Annotated in this window: 17 protein-coding genes and 1 tRNA gene; 10 read left to right on the top strand and 8 right to left on the bottom strand. The window is 45.2% G+C overall.

All coding sequences use genetic code 11. The annotated features are described in order from the left end of the window. Both LBQ00_03580 and LBQ00_03575 read left to right on the top strand, forming a co-directional pair. On the top strand, positions 1 to 202 hold a 202-nt coding region (locus LBQ00_03580), incomplete at its 5' end, for a hypothetical protein (protein MDR2017946.1). 954 nt (positions 203 to 1156) lie between these two features. Next, positions 1157 to 2941, top strand: coding sequence for a hypothetical protein (locus LBQ00_03575; GenBank protein ID MDR2017945.1), 1785 nt, complete (start codon positions 1157 to 1159; stop codon positions 2939 to 2941). An 816-nt stretch (positions 2942 to 3757) separates the two neighbouring features. Here the strand turns inward: LBQ00_03575 and LBQ00_03570 are convergent. From LBQ00_03570 to LBQ00_03560, 3 genes are all read right to left on the bottom strand, one after another. After that, positions 3758 to 4198, bottom strand: coding sequence for a hypothetical protein (locus tag LBQ00_03570; protein ID MDR2017944.1), 441 nt, complete (start codon positions 4196 to 4198; stop codon positions 3758 to 3760). Between the two features lie 107 nt (positions 4199 to 4305). Continuing rightward, on the bottom strand, positions 4306 to 5421 hold the full coding sequence (locus LBQ00_03565) for a radical SAM protein (protein ID MDR2017943.1): 1116 nt from the start codon (positions 5419 to 5421) through the stop codon (positions 4306 to 4308). A gap of 680 nt (positions 5422 to 6101) precedes the next feature. Beyond that, positions 6102 to 6175, bottom strand: a tRNA-Arg gene (locus LBQ00_03560). 158 nt (positions 6176 to 6333) lie between these two features. Between LBQ00_03560 and LBQ00_03555 the strand changes: the two genes are divergently transcribed. Beyond that, the gene (locus tag LBQ00_03555) at positions 6334 to 6723 is read left to right on the top strand and encodes a hypothetical protein (protein ID MDR2017942.1); all 390 of its coding nucleotides are present in this window, start codon (positions 6334 to 6336) and stop codon (positions 6721 to 6723) included. 71 nt (positions 6724 to 6794) lie between these two features. Next, on the top strand, positions 6795 to 7361 hold the full coding sequence (locus LBQ00_03550) for a hypothetical protein (protein MDR2017941.1): 567 nt from the start codon (positions 6795 to 6797) through the stop codon (positions 7359 to 7361). A 185-nt stretch (positions 7362 to 7546) separates the two neighbouring features. Here the strand turns inward: LBQ00_03550 and rodA are convergent, their stop codons facing one another. The 5 genes from rodA to LBQ00_03525 are packed head-to-tail and all read right to left on the bottom strand — an operon-like array spanning position 7547 to position 12790. After that, positions 7547 to 8653, bottom strand: coding sequence for a rod shape-determining protein RodA (gene rodA / locus LBQ00_03545; GenBank protein ID MDR2017940.1), 1107 nt, complete (start codon positions 8651 to 8653; stop codon positions 7547 to 7549). Continuing rightward, positions 8640 to 10445 (bottom strand): penicillin-binding protein 2, encoded by a 1806-nt coding sequence (mrdA, locus tag LBQ00_03540; protein ID MDR2017939.1) that lies wholly within the window; start codon positions 10443 to 10445, stop codon positions 8640 to 8642. Before mrdA ends, rodA begins: the two co-directional genes overlap by 14 nt. Further along, entirely contained in the window at positions 10446 to 10937 is a 492-nt protein-coding gene (gene mreD, locus LBQ00_03535) for a rod shape-determining protein MreD (protein MDR2017938.1), read from the bottom strand. Next, complete coding sequence (gene mreC / locus LBQ00_03530) at positions 10934 to 11737, bottom strand: rod shape-determining protein MreC (GenBank protein MDR2017937.1); 804 nt, start codon at positions 11735 to 11737, stop codon at positions 10934 to 10936. Before mreC ends, mreD begins: the two co-directional genes overlap by 4 nt. 12 nt (positions 11738 to 11749) lie before the next feature. Beyond that, the gene (locus LBQ00_03525; protein MDR2017936.1) at positions 11750 to 12790 is read right to left on the bottom strand and encodes a rod shape-determining protein; all 1041 of its coding nucleotides are present in this window, start codon (positions 12788 to 12790) and stop codon (positions 11750 to 11752) included. 104 nt (positions 12791 to 12894) lie between these two features. On the opposite strand from LBQ00_03525, the gene LBQ00_03520 reads away from it, so the two are divergent. Genes LBQ00_03520 through LBQ00_03495 form a run of 6 tightly spaced genes read left to right on the top strand, consistent with a single transcriptional unit; the run spans position 12895 to position 18710 of the window. Continuing rightward, positions 12895 to 14310, top strand: coding sequence for a SurA N-terminal domain-containing protein (locus LBQ00_03520; GenBank protein ID MDR2017935.1), 1416 nt, complete (start codon positions 12895 to 12897; stop codon positions 14308 to 14310). After that, complete coding sequence (gene tsaD / locus LBQ00_03515; GenBank protein MDR2017934.1) at positions 14307 to 15302, top strand: tRNA (adenosine(37)-N6)-threonylcarbamoyltransferase complex transferase subunit TsaD; 996 nt, start codon at positions 14307 to 14309, stop codon at positions 15300 to 15302. Before LBQ00_03520 ends, tsaD begins: the two co-directional genes overlap by 4 nt. Further along, a complete protein-coding gene (gene rsmA / locus LBQ00_03510) occupies positions 15299 to 16096 on the top strand; it encodes a 16S rRNA (adenine(1518)-N(6)/adenine(1519)-N(6))-dimethyltransferase RsmA (protein MDR2017933.1) in 798 nt (265 codons plus the stop codon). The genes tsaD and rsmA overlap by 4 nt, the downstream gene beginning before the upstream one ends. 41 nt (positions 16097 to 16137) lie before the next feature. Then, positions 16138 to 17133: a 2-hydroxyacyl-CoA dehydratase gene (locus tag LBQ00_03505; GenBank protein MDR2017932.1), complete on the top strand. Its 996-nt coding sequence runs from the start codon at positions 16138 to 16140 to the stop codon at positions 17131 to 17133. Further along, on the top strand, positions 17120 to 17338 hold the full coding sequence (locus LBQ00_03500) for a DUF4911 domain-containing protein (GenBank protein ID MDR2017931.1): 219 nt from the start codon (positions 17120 to 17122) through the stop codon (positions 17336 to 17338). The genes LBQ00_03505 and LBQ00_03500 overlap by 14 nt, the downstream gene beginning before the upstream one ends. Further along, positions 17331 to 18710, top strand: a complete 1380-nt coding sequence (locus LBQ00_03495; protein MDR2017930.1) for a TldD/PmbA family protein — start codon at positions 17331 to 17333, stop codon at positions 18708 to 18710. Before LBQ00_03500 ends, LBQ00_03495 begins: the two co-directional genes overlap by 8 nt. Positions 18711 to 19532 lie beyond the last annotated feature (822 nt).

Below are 19532 nucleotides of genomic sequence, written 5' to 3'. Positions count from 1 at the left end.
AAAACAAGCTGTGGGTTTGGAAAGCATATTGTCACAGGTCAACTCATCGACTGGCAATGTGGAAGGCGTGGCAGTGGTACCTTTAAGGATCATGCTTGACCGACAGCTTGGTCCTAAGCGCTTCCGCCTTCTTTTCTGGTTGATACCGCCTGAGCCGTTGGTTCAGTTGAAGCGTGAGACCCCCTGCCATCGAACGAAATAACTTTCTTTAGCGACATTGGTTCGGGCACCTCAGGCGTAAAACGTGTATCGTTGCAGTGTTTACATGGCGATATGACCATCTCCTTGTTTGTTCGTTGCAGCATTAACGGTTCGCCGGATTTGATCCCGGCATTCTTTACGTAACACCCTAAAATATTTTATAGATTATACAAAATCGGAAGAACACAAGTGCTCGTATGAAGTAGTCGAAAAAATAGCATGATTGAAAAATCATACCGTTTGCAAAAAGGTGAGGTTTTTAGTCACATAGCATTGTGTGTTTATTTTCAATGATGAAAACGAAAAAGCAAGGGAAAATATTTTGGAAAGGTATTCATATAACCGGCAGAAAAATATGGCAGTTTGCAAAATAGATCGAAGCTGTTCACTAAAAAAGTTAGTCTTTTTTTCAGGTATGATATTGGTATGAATACGAGAAGATATAATGCAAACATGGTTTAAAACTCCAAAATAACAAAATTGCGGTCGTTCTATATAGCGGTCGCATTTTTGTTATTGGTTAATATAAAAATAAATCTTTTAAATATTGACTTGATACTATGTTTTGTTATATATATATTATCCGTTAATTAGTATGATATCATTATGATATATTTGTGACTGATAATTTATATAATATGGGCAAAATACGGAGCAATATATAGATAATGATTCACTTTCGTTTTCATAATTGCAACTATATAAATGGCATCGTGTTTTTCATAAAAGAAATTATAAAAGTACACATAAAAAAGTAAACAAGGAGGTGATTGAAAAAAGGGTTAACTTCGTTCCCTGAAAAACGAAGCTTCAAAAAAGACCCTCGCTCCAAAATGGGAGACGTTTAACCACATTGTACGTAAACAATGAGGCTGAAAACGGAGAACCCCAACTCCAGAACAAAAGAGGCAGAAATCAATAGATTTAAAAGTACTTTTGAATGGAGGAATCAGAAATGAAATATTCAATGTTTTCAAAAAACAAGATAATATCCTTGTTTGCCGTAGTAACATTATTGATAGGAACATTTGTGTTTATGGCAAATGCAAATGCAGCAACGGACACAAACAAGCGTGTAGTTGAAGTGGAGCAGTCATGGAGCGGAACTACGTTCCATTGTAACACTTTCGGTGGTAATGGCAGGGTATGGCCTGAAGTCGGCCCATACAACAAGAAACATGATGGAAAGATATTCCTCGTACTTGAAGAAATTCCCGGCACAACAACATGGCGTCTCATTGATGTAAAAGACAAAAACGGTAAGTCATTAGGCGTCCCCACATGCCCCGGCAAGCATGAGCATTGCGGCTCTTCGGAATGGATTTCTTTCAGCAACAATAGCGGCGCACCTGATGGAAAAAACATACAGTTGCATCACAGCAAACCGGTTGACCCCCCAGGGAAGATTACTCTTGAAAAAAGATTTGACGGACAACTTTTTGCAAAATGGTCTACCAATGTTGATATTGATCCACAAGAAATTATCAACTCCATGGTTTTTGAACTTTATGCAGTAGCTGGAGACGGTTCTCAAATCACAGGTGTACCGATTGCTGTTGGCCGGGTTAACCCTGATGATGGTTTAATCACATTTACACCGGGAACGGTTCCGGCAGGATGGTATGCCGTAGTTGAGAGCCTTGTAGGCAGGGTTGAGGACATTTTCGAGCGCCCTGAACCATTATACATTCATATCGAGAAAATCGGCATCACAAGCTCCATCGAAGATAGAAATATCAACGGAACATTTACAGTGCAATATACCACTGGATTTGCGGAGAACATTCAGTTAATTTATGAAGATGGTCATAAAATATCCGGGCAGAAACCAGGTGTCTCACCCGTACAACAGCTTTCAACAGAAAAATTTGAGGTAACGCTTCCTGATAAAACAAAAGCACCTTCTTTCTGTGCTGACCTGGGCGCACTTAATGTATATGGCAACTATAAGTTTGACAGTACCTTCCACGGACTTACTGATGCGCAACGGGAACATTTAATCGTAGCGTTTGATTATATTTATGCTACCTATGGATTGGATGAAAATCCCGGCAAGGCGCTTGCACAAATTATATTGTGGAACCTTCTTGACGATGAAGGATATGCTGGGAAATATTATCCGGACAGTAAGATCGCAAAAATTGAGGGTTACGGTGAATGGTATGACCCTTACAGGGAACTGGTTGATGACATCCTTAATAACCCTGCAAAATACATCGCAATGTATCCAAATGGTGAAAGCTCTTTTGTCAGCGGTATGGTTTGTATTGTAGGCAACGACGGGCGGTACACGTCTATTAATCAGCAGCGTCAGATATTCCCGCTGTTTGACAAAATTGCCTTTTATAACAAGGTGAAAGAAGGTTTTGATAGTAGAGTCCCTGCTGAAAAACTTGAGATGACAGATTTGAATTGGAACAATGGAAATACAAGCAATAAAGACGGAGCAAATGGAGCGGGTATAAATTCATTTTCCTTAGACGGTATACAATTTAAAAATAACAAAAACTATGTAACACCGGAAAACTTTGAAGCAGCTATTGCACAAGCAACTGGTAGCAACATATTCACAGTTTTAGAAAGAACGGTAGAGCAAAATGGTGAATATGTAAAGGTATATGATGTAAAAGTCGGACTGTATACCGCTGGAACGTTGAAAGTTTACGGAGGAACAATTACCGTAAATAATCCAGGAGGTAATGATAAGAACCAAAAAATTGAATTAGTAAGGGTAAAATAGAGGTTAATTACAAACAATAAATAGAACAAGAGCGTTAGGTAAAATAAAAACGAGTGTCTCATATCAACACCTGAGACACTCGTTTTTTCTACCAATTATGCTCATTAAGTGGAGAAAAAATTAAATATATGCTTTCCATAAACTTTTAGAAATTATTACCCTGGCGGAAGAAAGTGTCTTTTGACATACCAGCCAGCATTCTTTTTAAGAAGATTCATTAGTATCAGCGGATAATTCAATCCTAGGAACACTGGTCTTCGTTGGGCGGCGCTTGTGAGTCCGTTATGAACATTTTTTTTAGTCGCGAGCGTTGCCCGAAGCAAGGGAGGGAGGAGCCTGTCATCTTCTGTGGGGATCATCAATGCCTGGTTGCGAGCGCATGTTTTTTGTGCTGGAATATGGTAGCGTAAAAGATAGCTCCTTCCATGAGGTCCTAAAAAAATGGGTTCCGAAAGACAATCCCGAAATAAGACTACTCGTCTTATTCGTCTCCACAAGCACCGAATTGTTGTTGATCTGGGGGGAACTCACCGGGGATTCCTAAGGATGGCGGAGTAGTGCCCCACCATCCTTAGACTTATGTGAATGGCGGAAAGCAGTTCCTTATGATCTAGCCCGTTAATAGTAGAGGAGGGGAACCTTCGTTCCCCTCCAAGGGTGAGATCATATGGGCTGACGCCAAATATGGAGATGTCTAAGTGAGTATCGACCCTAAAGATGGGCGCCTCGCGGTCACCGAATCAGGAATCATTGCCTCAAAGAATCTTAGAAACCGCTGACCCAAATTACTATATCTGAATGAAAATCAACCTATTTTTAAATTGTATCAATTGCATTAGATAATTCTATAAATTTTTCAAAGTTCACTGAACTTACATTTTCCAACTTTGAACGAAATTCTTTTAGAGCGATACCAACAAATTCTTGCCAATCTTTGTCTTCCAGCAGATAGATGTCGTCCTTCCAGTGGAAATGCGGGGTCTTCATGCCGCCCACAGGACTAATAAAATCGGGCTGTATATTGCGCAACGTTGCTATTGCTTCTACGGAAATTGGTCTAAGATTTTTCTTTGAAAGAAGAAACCGTTCAATTCTTGGTGCAATCGTGAGGAAATCAGACACTGGAACTCCTCCTATGTGTCCTCGTCCTATCGGGGGGATGGGTATAATAACACCCTTGTTTTTTTCCACCTCAATTTGCTGCACTAAAAGTTCTTTTCCAGTGAGTTGCTGTATTATCATGACATCAGTTGACATATCTATCTCCTTTTTTAATAAAATTCCTAAGCCTTAACAGACGGTCCAATCTTCAGCATGTTTGTCTTTATTGGGCGGCGCTCGTGAATCAGCTATGTGCATTTTTCCTATGTCACCGTTGCCGTTGTCCGGGGCATGCCCGCGACATGATCATAAAAGCGCGAAACTATTTCAGTATGCTCGTTAAGGATATTAAACGCAACTTTCAATGCGGAACGCTCAGACGCACATGTAAATGCGCTCGGTTTCTTATAATGGGAAGTGGAATGGTAGTTTGAACAACTGCACCAATGAGCGCAATAATCAGATAAAGAACAGGCAACGCAGTCATTTTCGCTTATTTCTTCGTCGCGGTGAGGAGGGCTTTGATGATCATGAGAGATTGGAAAATTGGCTATGTTGCCTATACAATGCAATTGTTCGCTTCCGTTTCCAATAAGTCTTTCGCATCCGAACACATTCCCATTTGCGGCGAAGGCGTATTCGCCATGCCCCATCCGGCATCTCTCCAGTCTGTCATATCCTCCTCTTAGAATTAAAGCAATTTTGGCGTCAATAAGACTGATGAAATGAGGTCTTCCCAATTCAAAATATCGTAAATATTGCTGACCTATTTCGTCATATACTCTCGAAATGTTATCAATATCTCTCTTGGTCCACTTACAGTAAACTTCAGGATTTAAATAAATATACCTTACTCCTAAATCCGAAAGAAATCGAATTGTATCGGGCAGGGCTGCAAGAGATTCATTATTGTATACCGAATTAACAGAGACGTTCCCGAGAGATCGTATTGCGCGCCTTATAGTTTTTTCAACAGCGGAGAAACTCCCTTTTCCATTAGCATATGGTCGGGCCCTGTCGTGAATTTCCGAAGGCCCGTCACAACTAATGCAAAATGAAATATTCCTCTCTTGGATAAACGACGCAATTTTACTGGAGAAGATTGTGCCATTTGTAGTGATGGAACAAATCGGCATTCGTTTGTAGTTTTGTGAGTAACTCAATATAAGCGCGAACAACTCTTCCAGGAATGAAAACCTGAGAAGCGGTTCACCGCCGAAGAAAGCAAGTTCAATGTGCTCGTTATGAGGAGTGTTCTCGAAAGCAAAAGATAAGATCTTCTCTGCGGTCTCAAGAGTCATAGCCATTTCATTTTTTTGTATATAACAATACTTGCAATTGAGATTGCACTGATGTGTAATACATAATGTATACTTCATAACGCACTCACCTCTATAATAAATTGATTATAATCAAAATTTTTGTCCATGTCAATTTTGATATTTGCAACCTGTGTCTATTCATTTTTTTCATACAAAGGGTTACTGCTCACTCTCTTTGTCTTAGGAAATACGACCGTGACGGTGCGGAATTTATACATTCTCACTGTGCGTGGGTCCATTCTCGGGCAGAAAGGTCTCCAGCCCACAAAGGTAGGGCCCGGTCAAGTACGGCAGTCAGAATGATGCGTGATAGGTAGGGCGAAATATGACCCCATAGGGCCCGAAATTGCCTTCGGCAGGATTACTCACGATTGTACCGTTATTTTCTTCCGGACATATTGCTTAAACCCCATGCCTCTATGGTCCTTAGAATATAGCCCGCATGCTCTTACTTGAACCCATTTGACCATGGAGATTAATCTGGGTTAGCCGCTCGTTGCACCTTCACAATCACCTGTTCACCAACCGAACCCGGAAGAGCACCCTGTATTTGGAATGTGGTTAGTGGTCTGCCATGGAGGGAATGTGGTTTGCCACTTGGATGTGCTTTGCAGGGCAGATGTCTTGTCTTAGGGTTTATCGCCAATTGTAATATTTGTACCAAGGCTATTGAACGCAAGTCACAAGTAGTTGCGCGAGGCGCTTTGAGGCTTAAGAAAAACTCGAATGATTTTAAATGCGCCCAGCAGGAATCGAACCTGCAACCTTTGGATTCGTAGTCCAACACTCTATCCAATTGAGCCATGGGCGCATCAATATAAATAATATCATATTTGGAGGAAAAATGCGTGACATTTCTGACTTACTGTCAGACACTGCGTTTCCAGTCGATCTCTGACTTACCAACATATTGAAAGAAAGGCAAAACAAGAATATACTTTTAACATAACGCGTCCAAAGGAGGAATGCATGAAAAAGGCTGTACTTATTTTAGTTGTTATTGTATTTGGATTTGCGGGCTATTCATGTGAGTCCGCAGGAGGGATGAGTGGAACCACGAGAGGCGCTGCGGTAGGCGCGGGGCTTGGCGCCATAGGAGGGCAGATAATCGGTGGGAATACTGCTGGAACCTTGATAGGTCTGGCGGCAGGAGCGCTAGGCGGAGCGATTGTGGGGCATGAGATGGACTATCAGAGGCAGCAGCAGATGCCCTATCAGTACCAAAGCCAGCAGATGCCCATGGCAGTCCCTGACAATTATCAGGAAGTGCCGCCTGGACAATGGGTAAAAGTGCCGGGACAGTGGGTAGGCGACAGATGGGTGCCGGCTCACAAGACATGGGTGCCAGTGAATCCGTAAGGCTGTGGAATACAGCGTGAAAGCTGAATCAATCCTCCAGTAAAAAAACGATAAACACGAGGAGGTCTTAAATGAAGAGAATAATCATGTCGGTTTTCTGTTTTGCTTTTGCAATGGCTTTCGTGGGCTGGGTGAATCAGGCCGCAGGAGAACAGGAAAAAGTCCTGGCCAATACGTTCAAAGGGCAGAATTTGGAGTATAATGTATCGTACCCCAACGATTGGGTATACACATTTCAAGCCCCATACATAGTTGTCTTCAGCGCGAAAAAAGTGGCCTCAGGGGAAGCGACGATCAGCATCCGGAATCTCAATTCCACATTGGTGGCTGGTGGGAGATTTAAGGATGTCGATTCAGTGATCGACGGACTCCTGAATCAGCTCAAAACAACAAAAGATGCGGTTGTCTACGATCCAGAACTATACATATACAGTGAGGGGCAGACGAAACTGACGGGGAAGCAGGTGGTAGTAGAGTATATCCTCCAGGGAGAAAAATATAAGCAGTGGGTAGTCGTGCTGCCTAGAGTCGCGGGCGATGTCTTCCATGTCTGGTCTTTTGTCTCGAAAGCAAAATCATATGATGCCAACCTAGTTATAGCTAAGGCCATGCTGAATTCTTTTACCATAATCCAGTAAGGACGACGCGACAACAGGTTACGAACTTTCCGCCAGAGGCAGTCATGTCTCGTATACGCATTTTCCATAGCCTAAGTTCGTAACCTGTATCCACCCTCAGTTGGCCGACCTTTTCGCCCGGGTACATTCTGTAATCATCTTATGACGACAAACATCCTCTTAACAGAAAAGCAATGATCAAGAATTCAAAACATATACCGACGCATGCTGATATTCAATAGAAAGCCAACTGACGCCAGTACGGAGAGCAACGAGGAACCCCCATAGCTGACGAAGGGCAGGGGTATCCCCACCACTGGCGCGAGGTGCATGGCCATAAGCACATTGATGGTGAACTGGAGGTATATAATGGTCGTCATCCCGAAGGCAATGATGGAGCCCAACTCATCATGGGCGTTCATGGCCACTTTGATGCCTCTGTAAATAAAGCTGATGAAGAGAATAAAGAAGATGATGGAACCTACAAACCCCCACTCTTCGCCGAAGACGGTAAAAATGAAGTCTGTATGGTGCTCAGGGATAAACTGGAGTTTGTGCTGCGTTCCCGCCATGTAACCCTTACCGAGAAATTTACCCGAACCCACAGCAATCATGGCCTGTTTCGCATGATACCCGAATCCCGACGGGTCGGCGTCGATATTTATGAAACTGAAAATCCTCATCTTCTGATATGGCTTCAGAAGGATTTTCCATACGATGAACGAGGCTGCCACTCCAACGCAACCGAGAATCGCATATGTAGATTTCTTCAATCCCACGAACCAGAGCATTATCAAGGATGTAAAAAGGATTATGATGCCCGTTCCCAGGTCGGGTTGTTTCACAATCAGAAAAAACGGGATCAGGGTCCAAAGTATGGGACCGGCAATACCTTTGAGTCCTAAGACCATGTTCTCCTTTTTTTTCTGATAGAGTATATTGGCAAGGAAAACTACCAGCACGGGTTTCATAAATTCAGACGGTTGCAAGCTTATACCGAAGATGTTGATCCATCTTCTTGCTCCGCCGGCGATCATGCCCACAACCAGAACAAGGACGATGAGGAAGAGGGCGGACCAGTAGAGCCACTTTGATTGATATGTAATGACTCGGTAATCGAATCGGAGAATGATTGCAATTATGACCAGTCCGACCAAGAAAGCTGCAAGTTGTTTGATGATGAAATTGTAAGAGCCGCTGTAGAAGGAACTTGTGGCGCTTACCAGGTTAAGAATGCCTATGCCAAAGAGCGCCAGACCGTTACATATCAGAAACCAGTCAAGATGGTACAGTCTTCTTTTATCTATTCTCATTCAAGTTTGCCTCCCTTGGGCTGCTTGCCTCATTTACCTTGAAGATATTCTCCGCGACAGCCTTGGCCACCGGAGCCGATTGGCTTCCGCCGTGTCCTCCCATTTCCACAAGGATTGACATGGAGACTGTAGGGTCTTCCGCAGGCGCATAGGCTATGAACCAGGCATGGTCACCTTTTCCGGTAGAGCTCGCCTGGGCCGTGCCTGTCTTCCCGCTCATATTAATATTTTGAACACGATTGCTGTAGGCAGTGCCGCCTGGCTCGTTGACCACACCCTTCATGCCCTCTTTCACAATTCGGAATACATCCTTCTTTAGCCTAACATTGGTCTCCATAACCGGTTCAAACATTTTAACCGTCTTCCCTTCTGGAGATATTATTTTACGGACTATCTGGGGTTTGAAGGTAACCCCCTCGTTGGCTACGAATGCCGATAATTGGACTAAATGAATGGGTGTAAGCCATACTGCCCCCTGGCCGATTGAAACGGATACCGTTTCTCCTTCGTACCACGGTTCCTTGAAAGTCTTCATTTTCCATTCCGTGGAAGGAACAACACCCTTCTTCTCTCCCGGAAGATCAATGCCGGTCTGCTTCCCGAGCCCTATGGCATCGGCCATTTCATGTATCCTGTCTACACCGAGCTTCAGGCCTACGTTATAAAAATAGACATCGCACGATTCGACGATACCTCGATGCACCCCGACGCTTCCATGACCGCCTTTCTTCCAACATTTGAAGACTCTCTTTCCAAAGGGGAAACCTCCCCTGCAATTATAACTCGTATGTTTGTTAACAATGCCAAGCTCCAGAGCCTTGAGGGCTGCTACCATCTTAAACGTGGAGCCAGGAGGATACCTCCCTTGAGTCGCCCTGTTCTGGAGGGGGTGGGACGGATCCATAGATATAGCACTCCAATCTTTCTTTGTTATGCCTGAGGCAAATTTGTTTGGGTCAAATGCTGGTCTGCTTACGAGGGCAATCACACTGCCTGTTTTGGGGTCCAAAATAACGGCCCCTCCTTTCTTGCCTTCGAATTCGTTCTCCACAATCTGTTGCGTATCCAGATTGACATTGAGATGCAGGTTGTTGCCTGCTGTAGGTTCCACGATATCAAGGGTCCTCACTTCGCGGCCCATCGCATCAACTTCGACTCGTTTTTCGCCGTCCACGCCCCTCAGAAACGCCTCATACTTCCTCTCCAGACCGTATTTCCCGATATAATCTCCTGGAGAATAGTCCTTGTATTCTTTGGTCTTAAGCTCATCTCCGTTGATTTCTGAGACGTAGCCGAGCATATGGGCCATCATCTTGCCGTAAGGATAATTGCGTTTCGGCTCAATCTGTATGCTCACGCCGGGCAGATAGACCCGATTAACCTCTACCTTGGCGAGTTCATCCTTGGTCACATCCGACTTGATCTTGACGGGAAAAGAAGGGGGAAAACCGCTCGCTGTTTTCAATTTGTCGAGGATATCCTCTCTGTCGATATCAAGAAGTTTGGCTAGACCATCCACTGTCTGGCTGAAGTCTGTGATGTCTTCAGGCGTGATATAGAGATTAAATGAGGGTCGCGTATCCGCGAGTACTCTGCCTTGGGTATCTAAAATTACGCCCCGCGGGGCGATTACCTTTTTGACTCTTATGCGGTTTTGCTCTGAAAGTCTCCTCATCTCCGTGCCCCTCATGATCTGGAGATCCCAGAGCCTGAGCGAGAGAACCACCATTGTAATGATGAGCACCAGTTTGCACCACTTGTACTTCATTATTGGAGCAGCTTGCTGTTTCATCTATTCCCTGTTCAAATATTTTGTGTCCAAATATCCCAAGAAAGCGAATATGAAAATCGCGATAAAGCCGGTAAAAATCATGTTCGGGACTGTGTAGAGCATGACATTGACGATATTGCTTGTCTCGCCCTTCGAAAACATGGACAGAGTCAGGAACAGGAAAGACTCAAACAGGACAAAGCCGCTGCATACATAGGAAAAGCTGTATTTCGAGTCAATATAAAGCTTGTTTCTCAGGAAACCGCAGATAAGTAAGACGGACAGTTTGGTAAACAACGCCGATCCGGCTGGAGTGTTTGACAGCACCTCTTGAATGAGGCCGAGAATAAACGCAGACAAGAGTCCGGCCGGAGTCCCGATGAAGAGTGTTGTATAGATGATCAAAGGAACCCCGAAATCAGGTTTGAAAAAATCCAGCGGAAGAAAGGAAAGAAATGATGATTCAAGGACCATCAGGATTATCCCGAGAAAAATACAAATAGCGAGCTTCATTGTTTTTTCACTACGAGCACTTCGTCCAGTCTCCTGAAATTGTTGTAAGGCATGACATCTACATCCGTGAAAATGCCAGGCTTTGTCCTGTTTACCGTAATCACTATTCCCGTGGGTATACCTTTTGAATATATCCCATCTTTCCCTGACGTAACGAGTTTGTCGCCTATCTCGACCTCATCGTTTTTGAGAATATATTTCAGTTTCAACGTGTTTTGGCCTGTGCCTTCAAGTATGCCCCTCGTGTTCTTTCCTTCCACGAACACATCTACGGAGGAATTGGTGTCGTTCAGCACCATCACTTTCGAGTGCCATTTGTCAACTTCCACGGTCTGTCCCACGAGTCCTTTGGATGTTACCACGGGCATTTTCCACTTGATACCGTGATCATTGCCCTTATCAATAATGATACATTTGAACCAGTTTTTGACGTCCTCTCCTATTACCCTGGCCGCTATCATCGTATTCCTGCGCTGCTCCGTAATGTTCAGGATCGTCTTCAGTCTTTTGTTTTCACTCTCCAACTCGGGGATGCGCTGGTTGTCCAGCTCAAGGTCTTCCAGCCTCTTTTTCATCTGGATGTTCTCTTTCTTGACCCCCACAAGCCCAATGTAGCCGTAATACACATATGCTGCTAGTTTAGCAGGTCTTGAGATAAACGAAAGAGTGGGGCCCGCGAACGCTCCGGCTCCGCCTTTTAACGTGGCATATCCTTTAGAGAGGTAAGACGTATCGGTAAATACGAGAAACGAGGCCACAAGTGCAAGTATGGAAATGGCTATAATAATAGAATTTTTCAATTCCTGCCTATTTTAAAAATAGGTTGCTATCTCTTTCAGGAGATTTATCTCATCAAGTGCCCTTCCTGTGCCCTCCACCACGGCAGTCAGAGGGTTATCCGCAATAATAACGGGCAGGCGGGTCACTTCCTTTATGAGAATATCCAGATTTCTGAGTGTAGCCCCACCACCGCTGATTACAATACCTTTGTCAACGATATCTGATGCAAGTTCAGGCGGAGTTTTTTCGAGCGCAATTCTCACCGCCTCAACGATGGCATTTACCGGCTCGGCTATGGCTTCACGGATTTCATTTGATGATATCTCAAGTGTTTTTGGTATTCCGCCTACCAGATCTCTTCCCTTCACTTCCATGCTGAGTTCCTCGTCGTCCAGAGACGGGTATGCCGACCCTATGCTTATTTTTATGAGCTCTGCTGTCCGCTCGCCGATTAGTAGGTTATACTTACGCTTCACGTATTGTATAATTGCTTCGTCGATTTTGTCTCCTGCCACCCTAACGGAGTTGCAGTAGACGATACCGGCAAGGCTGATCACGGCCACCTCTGTTGTTCCGCCGCCTATGTCCACGATCATATTGCCGTTTGGCTCCGTAATGGGAAGCCCAACGCCTATGGCGGCGGCCATGGGCTCTTCAATGAGGTATACTTCGCGGGCTCCGGCGGACTCGGCGGACTCTTTTACCGCTCTTTTTTCCACAGGCGTAATTCCAGACGGGATCGAAATGACGATGCGGGGCCGTGCGTACGATTTTTTATTGTGGGTCTTCTGAATAAAGTATTTGAGCATAGCCTCGGTGATCTCAAAGTCCGCGATTACGCCATCCTTGAGAGGCCTGATTGCAAGGATATTCCCCGGGGTCTTGCCGAGCATTTTTTTTGCTTCTTCTCCTACCGCGATGACCCTCTTTCCTCCCCGGTGATCCCTGTGGACTGCCACTACAGACGGTTCGTTGGATACAATGCCCCTTCCTTTCGTATATACAAGGGTATTTGCTGTGCCGAGATCTATAGCTAAATCTTTAGATATGAGTCCAAAAAACGATTGAAGCATAATGGATAATCCCCTTTTGCCTAAATTAAAGATATTGAAAAAACTGCTTTAATATACTATTTTAAAAAGTCAAAATCAATAAAATCAGCCGTGAGGAGAGCCTAATGTTAAGATTCATGAGAAAGTACGCAGCAGGCTGGATGATAAAGATCATTTTCGGACTTATCATTGTCGTATTTATTTTTTTTGGTGTGGGGGGCACTCGTGAGAGAGAAAAAACGGTCGCGAAAGTGGGATCCCACAAGGTGACAATGACAGAATACATGGAGGCCTATAACAGACGTGTGAACATGTATCGGAATATATTCAAGGAACAGTTCAATGATGATCTGGTAAGGACTTTGAAACTAAGAGAAGTGGTCATGAATAATGATATCGTGGACCGATACCTCCTTATTCAGAAATCAAAAGAGATCGGTATGACGGCCACAGACCAGGAGTTACGCGAGCGTCTGGAAAATGTGGATGAATTCAAGAAAGACGGTAAATTCAACGAAAAGGTTTACCTAGAGGTACTGAAGATGAACGGCTTAGACCAGGCGAAATACAAGCAATCGGAAAAGATGGCAATACTGAGCGGGAAGATGACTGATCTGATCAAGGATAACGGCGCTGTATTGACCGATGCGCAGGTATGGAGTACGTACGTGAAGGAGAAAGGCAAGATAGACTTGGCCTATATGGTGTTCGACCCGTCAGATTATGTGAACAAGGCGGTTGTGACCGATAAGGAGGTGGACGATCTTTATGAAAAGGAAAAAAATTCTCATGTGAGCGAAAACCGTTACAGGCTGAAATATATCACCATCATAGATAAAGGTCCTGTGAAAGACGACGTTGCATATATGGAACTGCTGAAAGCAAAAGATATTGAACGATACGGCAACGAGAAAGGGCTTGCTGTGACCGATATGGGGATGATGACCGAGAAAGAGGTTTTTCAGAAGCTCAAAAACATGAAAGTGAATGAATGGCTGAAAGGACTGAAAAAAGAGGATAATATTTCTCTTCCCGTCAGGATGGACGGGAGGTCCTACATCTTTGAGCTGGTGGATTTCGAGGCGGGAAAACCTGTTGACAAAGCCACGGTAGCAAAGGAGATCAGGGAGCGGCTCTCCCGCGAGAAGTCAGGAGCCATGGCCTTGGCGGAGGCCCAGAAAGTCGTTGCCGGGAAATCCTTCACATCAAATAAGGATACCGGGTTTCTGGCGAGAAATGCAGCTTATATTCCTGCCATCGGGATGATCCCTAAAGAAGACCATACACTGATGGCGCTTTCCAAGGGGCGCGAGTCATATGAGAAACCAGTGGAAATCGGAGGGAAATACTATCTGTTTTCTCTTAAAGATGAGAAGGCGCCCGATAAGGAAGAATGGGAAAAGGACAGGGACCACTTTAAACGGAATCTGATGGGAAGAAATAGAGAGGCTTTTTTTAAGTCTTTTATGATGGATTTAAGGAAAAGCAGCAAGGTAAAGATTAATTGGAAAGAGATTTCGGTCACTGAAAACGAAGAATGATTATTCTTGGCATAGACACTTCCTGCGATGACACTTCTGTTGCAATCGTTGAGGATGGAAACAACATACTTTCCAACATCGTATCGAGTCAGATTGATCTCCACAGGACGTTCGGTGGGGTAGTCCCTGAAATTGCGTCAAGGAAACATGTGGAACTGATAGATGGTCTGTTCAAACAGGGCCTCAAAGAGGCGGGCCTGACACACCGCGACATTGACTGCGTGAGCGTTACTGCGGGACCGGGCCTGATAGGCTCAGTTCTCGTCGGCCTCTCCTTTGCAAAAGGACTCTCTCTTGCCATCAACAAACCATTTATCGGGGTCAACCATGTCGAAGCCCATGCCATGAGTATCTTCCTTGAGCGTGAGGTTGAGTTCCCTTTCGTGGCCCTCGTGGTTTCAGGAGGACATACCACCATACTTCTCATGGAGGAACCCTTGAGGTTCAGGGTAATTGGGAGCACGAGAGATGACGCAGCAGGCGAAGCTTTTGATAAAATTGCCAAATTTCTTGGCATAGGATATCCCGGAGGCAGGATAATTGAGGAGTACGCGAGATCAGGCAGGGGGAACTATGTGGCGTTTCCAAGGCCGATGATAAACGAGCCGAATTATGATTTCAGTTTCAGCGGTTTGAAAACAGCCTTCATAAATTACATTAAGAATAACGGCGTAACCGATGAAAATATCAATGATATTCTCGCCTCTTTTCAGGAGGCCGTCTTTCACGTGATTTCCGTAAAGACTTTGAAAGTGGCGATGGACCATAATATCAGGAACGTGGTGGTTGGAGGAGGCGTTGCGGCGAACGGAAGAATGAGAGAGGTATTTTTTGAACGAGGAAAAGAATTGGGGATAGAAGTGATGTTTTCAGCGCCTCGGTTTTGCACGGACAACGGGGCTATGGTGGCCGCGACGGGGTGGTTTTATGCAGAAAGAGGTATATTTTCCTCCCTGGATATCAAGGGGTTTTCCAGGATATCTTTCTGTTGACCATACTGAAAAAGAGCCTCTCCCAGCACCTGATCAAGGATAAAAACATTACCGACAAAATGGTGCGGGCAGCGGGTGTCAACGCCGCTGATACGGTTGTGGAAGTGGGGGCGGGTTACGGCCACCTCACGCGGTCGCTCTGCGAGAAAGCCGGTCTTGTATATGCCGTGGAGTTTGACAGAGCATGCCTCCCGTTCTTGGAGGCTCTTCAAGAGGAGCACCAGAACCTCAGGATAGTATTAGGGGACATCCTGGAGACGCCTCTCCACCGGTTTAGGATCGAAAGCAACCTCAAGGTGATCGGGAACATCCCTTACCAGATTACTGCCCCGATACTATTCAAGTTATTGAAGGAAAGAGCTATAATAGATAATGCGTATCTTACGATGCAAAAGGAGATAGCCTTGAGGATCGTGAGCAAGCCGTTTACAAGGGCCTACGGCGCCATATCGGCCGCATGCCAGATATTTGCCGACGTGAAGGTTCTTTTTTTGATGAAACCGGGACTCTTCGTGCCGCCCCCGAAGATTGACAGCGCATTCCTCTCCATGGAGTTTAAGGATAAAGAAAGGGGGACCGACGACCGGCTGATGGAATTTGTGAGAGTCTGTTTTCAGAACAAGAGGAAGTATTTGAAATATGCCCTGTCCAAACATATGGGAGAGGAACAGATTGAGACACTGTACCGGCGCATGGGGTTTGCGGCATCCATAAGGGCGGAAGAGATAGAGCCCGCCAAACTTAAAGAGATGTATTTATTCCTTGGGGCTGAAGGCTACTGGGGGATGGGGTGAAGGAGAGACATGAAGGCTAAAGTGAAAAGTTTGGTTGTTTGATGGATAAATCGGTAGGCTTTACCACTACTATTCCAGTAGAGGTCGTTTTTGCTGGTGGCTGTACGCCGGTGGACCTCAACAACGTATTCATTTCGGATCAAAACCCCATGAGGTTTATCGAAAAAGCCGAGACTGACGGGTTCCCCAAGAGTATGTGCAATTGGGTGAAGGGGATATACGGTGTGGTAATGGAACGGGGCATTGAGACGGTCATTACCGTGATGGAAGGGGATTGCAGCAATACCATTGCGCTGTCTGAGATATTGCAATACAGGGGGGTGAAGACAATACCTTTTTCCTTCCCTTACGATAGGGACCAGAAGATTTTGAGAAGAGAGATCGAAAAACTTATGGACGTTTTTTTGGTCGACTGGGAAGGCCTTGCTAAAAAAGAGGTGGAGATTGAAAAGGTTAGAGAAAGGCTTGCTGTCATCGACCGAATGACCTGGAAAGAGAGTGTTGTATCCGGGGAGGAGAATCACCTCTGGCTTGTGCGCGCCTCTGACATGCTCGGAGATTATGGACAATACGGGCATATGGCGGCGGATTTCATCGAAAATGCGAAGAAAAGGACGGTCATAAAGGGTATCAATGTGGGCTACATAGGAGTACCTCCCATTCCCCTTGACCTTTACTTGTTTATCGAAAGTATCGGGGCCCATGTGGTATACAACGAGGTTCAGCGTCAATTTTCTCTCCCTTATTTTGGAAAGGATATAACGGAGAGGTACCTCCTTTATACGTATCCATACGAAGTCTTTTCCCGTGTGAAGGACATAAAAAAGGAAGTCCGGAGGCGCGGCATCAAGGGGATCATTCACTATGTGCAGGCTTTTTGTTTCAGAATAATGGAAGATGTGATATTGAGGGACTCTCTTGGTATACCGGTAATCACCATAGAGGGTGATCTGCCAAAACCTCTTGATGGAAGAACAAAACTCCGCATAGAAGCGTTCATCGAGATGCTGGCCGGGAGGCAGAATGGAGAGGAGTAGACAATTTTTTATCAATAAAGAAGGTGTAGGGTTTTTCAAGGCTATCCTCGAATCATACGAAGACGTGGGTATTTTTTCCGTTCTGGATGGAAAAGCTGGCATTATCGAGATAATATATCCGTTCACCTTCGAAAATGAGATTGAATCCATAATAAAAGATATGGCACGTTACGGTATTGAACTTAAGGAGGTGGCGTATGCTTGACGGCACGAATATATTGAAGGCAGCCATGGATGGTGACGCACTCTACGGTGATGTATATAGCGAAGAACGGACCTACAATCATATTCAAGTCGAATCTGGCAAAATCGAGAAGATAGAACATGGGACGGACAAAGGCATAGGTATCCGCGTGATCAGTCCCTGGAAGACTTTCTATGGGTCGACAAATTCTTTTCGGGAGAGTGACCTGCTCGGTCTCGCGGGAGAACTCAGAAAGTTCTCCGGAAATGGAGGTTGGAAAGAACCAGGAGAGAAGAATCTGATGGAGTGCCGCTACCCATTTACTGTCGCTGATCTACCGGGCAGGGTGGGTATGGACAGGAAGCTCGCCATGGTGAAGAGGCTGGAGTCTCTTGCCAGAAGCCTTGAGCAGAGGGTCACCCAGGTGAGGATAGTATACAGGGATACGTGTCAGGATGTGACCATACATAACAGCGAAGGCGTTCTAATAAAGGATAACAGGACGCAGGTCATTCTCAATATTCTCCTTGTGGGTGAGGAGAAAGGAGAAATGCAGACGGCGTACGAGGCTGTGGGGGGGTTTTACGGCTTTGAGTATTTCACCGAAGAGTTGATCGACAAACTTGCCCGCAAGACTGCCGGACGGCTCACTGGCCTTTTGGAGGCTATCGAGGCGCCAATGGGTACGAAAACAGTCGTGCTGGCGTCGGAGGCGGGAGGAACGATGATCCATGAAGCCATCGGTCATGGACTTGAATCGGACCTAGCCATGGAAGGGCTTTCCTGCTACAAGGAGATGATGGGACAGAAGATCGCCTCGTCACTAATAAATGTGATTGATGATGCCACTTTGCCTCACATGAGGGGGACTTACTGTTATGATGATGAAGGTACACCATCGGAACGGACGGTGCTAGTAGAAAACGGCGTGTTGAAGAACTACCTGTTCGACAGATTCCATGCGCTGAAATACGGCAAGTCCTCTACCGGCAACGGTCGCAGGGAATCATTCCGGTACAGGCCGATCCCGAGAATGAGCAATACAATGATCCTTCCTGGTAAGGACGACCCGGAACGCATTATCTCCTCAGTCGATGACGGCGTGCTGGTCGTGAAAATGGGAGGAGGACAGGTGGACACCGTAAGAGGAGACTTTGTCTTCGAGATATCAGAAGGTTATGTCATAGAAAAAGGCCGGGTAGGCCCCATGATTAAGAACGCAACCATGATGGGTAATGGATTGAAGGTACTCCAGGGAATCGACATGGTTGGCAATGATCTCGGTTTCGGCATCGGCACGTGCGGTAAAGACGGCCAGGGTGTGCCCGTGGCTGATGCCCAGCCAACGCTTAGGATACAGGAAATAGTAGTGGGGGGCAAAGGAGCTTCCTGATTGATCTCTGGCGGCTGTTGTTGCCTCAATTTTTGCGGACGGGAAGGGCGGCTGCGGCAGCACATTCTTCGGTCTTAAATTTTTTCTTTACCCCACCCCATTAATTAATACTGCGTACGTAAGTGCGCAGATATAGCGCCTCTCAAGTCTTCTTCCCGTGGTACGTGGTACAGTATGAAATGCAGGAAACAAAGCAACTGCGTATGCTTCTATAAAGATTGACCTTCCCCCCCCTAAAATAAAGCCAACATAATTTAGAGTTTTCCGCTAAAATAAAAAGTGGAGGGCTCAAATGAAAGCCAAAAGGTACACCGAGGAACAAATTATCCAAATTCTTAAGGGAAGATGAAGTTGGGGCGAAGATTGGGGGCTATGCCGTAAACATGGTATAAGGGAGGATAGGCTACTACAACTAAGGCCCGAGACAAAGAAGAAAGCAGCAAAATATCTTACTGTGAACCTCGGGCTGAGCGTGAGAAAGCCCTGTGTTATAGCCGTACTATAACTATCAAGATGATTCTGAATTGCGTCTGAGGAGAGAGAACTGGTATAGGGCTGATTCATACGGAACGCATCTACGAAGGTTTAGCGGTCGGCAGAAAGGTACTGCCGGTGTCAGAACTAATATCGCCTGTTCAAGCAGCCAAATCAGAAATGGACTTTGTATCAGTTATACCCATCCCACTTCCCAAAGGTCTAATCATCTTGTAAAGTAAAAGAATGGGATATGATATAAAATATAGAAAGAGAGTAGTAGAATATCGGAAGGAAGGACATACATATAGAAGAGGCTGCAAAGACATTCAAAATAGGCGCAACAAC

It is taken from the genome of Syntrophobacterales bacterium (assembly GCA_031274925.1).
In the GTDB taxonomy this organism is placed as follows: domain Bacteria; phylum Desulfobacterota; class Syntrophorhabdia; order Syntrophorhabdales; family Syntrophorhabdaceae; genus PNOM01.
Note: the sequence above shows the minus strand (reverse complement) of the source record. Positions and strands in the feature narration are given on the sequence as shown.

Bases quoted from the DNA above. Each gene is read 5' to 3' on its own strand.
- LBQ00_03575 (MDR2017945.1), top strand. From the start codon at position 1,157: ATGAAATATTCAATGTTTTCAAAAAACAAGATAATATCCTTGTTTGCC.
- LBQ00_03550 (MDR2017941.1), top strand. From the start codon at position 6,795: ATGAAGAGAATAATCATGTCGGTTTTCTGTTTTGCTTTTGCAATGGCT.
- tsaD (MDR2017934.1), top strand. From the start codon at position 14,307: ATGATTATTCTTGGCATAGACACTTCCTGCGATGACACTTCTGTTGCA.
- LBQ00_03570 (MDR2017944.1), bottom strand. From the start codon at position 4,198: ATGTCAACTGATGTCATGATAATACAGCAACTCACTGGAAAAGAACTT.
- LBQ00_03520 (MDR2017935.1), top strand. From the start codon at position 12,895: ATGTTAAGATTCATGAGAAAGTACGCAGCAGGCTGGATGATAAAGATC.
- LBQ00_03495 (MDR2017930.1), top strand. From the start codon at position 17,331: ATGCTTGACGGCACGAATATATTGAAGGCAGCCATGGATGGTGACGCA.
- rodA (MDR2017940.1), bottom strand. From the start codon at position 8,653: ATGAGAATAGATAAAAGAAGACTGTACCATCTTGACTGGTTTCTGATA.
- LBQ00_03500 (MDR2017931.1), top strand. From the start codon at position 17,120: ATGGAGAGGAGTAGACAATTTTTTATCAATAAAGAAGGTGTAGGGTTT.
- LBQ00_03525 (MDR2017936.1), bottom strand. From the start codon at position 12,790: ATGCTTCAATCGTTTTTTGGACTCATATCTAAAGATTTAGCTATAGAT.
- mreD (MDR2017938.1), bottom strand. From the start codon at position 10,937: ATGAAGCTCGCTATTTGTATTTTTCTCGGGATAATCCTGATGGTCCTT.
- LBQ00_03565 (MDR2017943.1), bottom strand. From the start codon at position 5,421: ATGAAGTATACATTATGTATTACACATCAGTGCAATCTCAATTGCAAG.
- LBQ00_03555 (MDR2017942.1), top strand. From the start codon at position 6,334: ATGAAAAAGGCTGTACTTATTTTAGTTGTTATTGTATTTGGATTTGCG.
- LBQ00_03505 (MDR2017932.1), top strand. From the start codon at position 16,138: ATGGATAAATCGGTAGGCTTTACCACTACTATTCCAGTAGAGGTCGTT.
- mrdA (MDR2017939.1), bottom strand. From the start codon at position 10,445: ATGAAACAGCAAGCTGCTCCAATAATGAAGTACAAGTGGTGCAAACTG.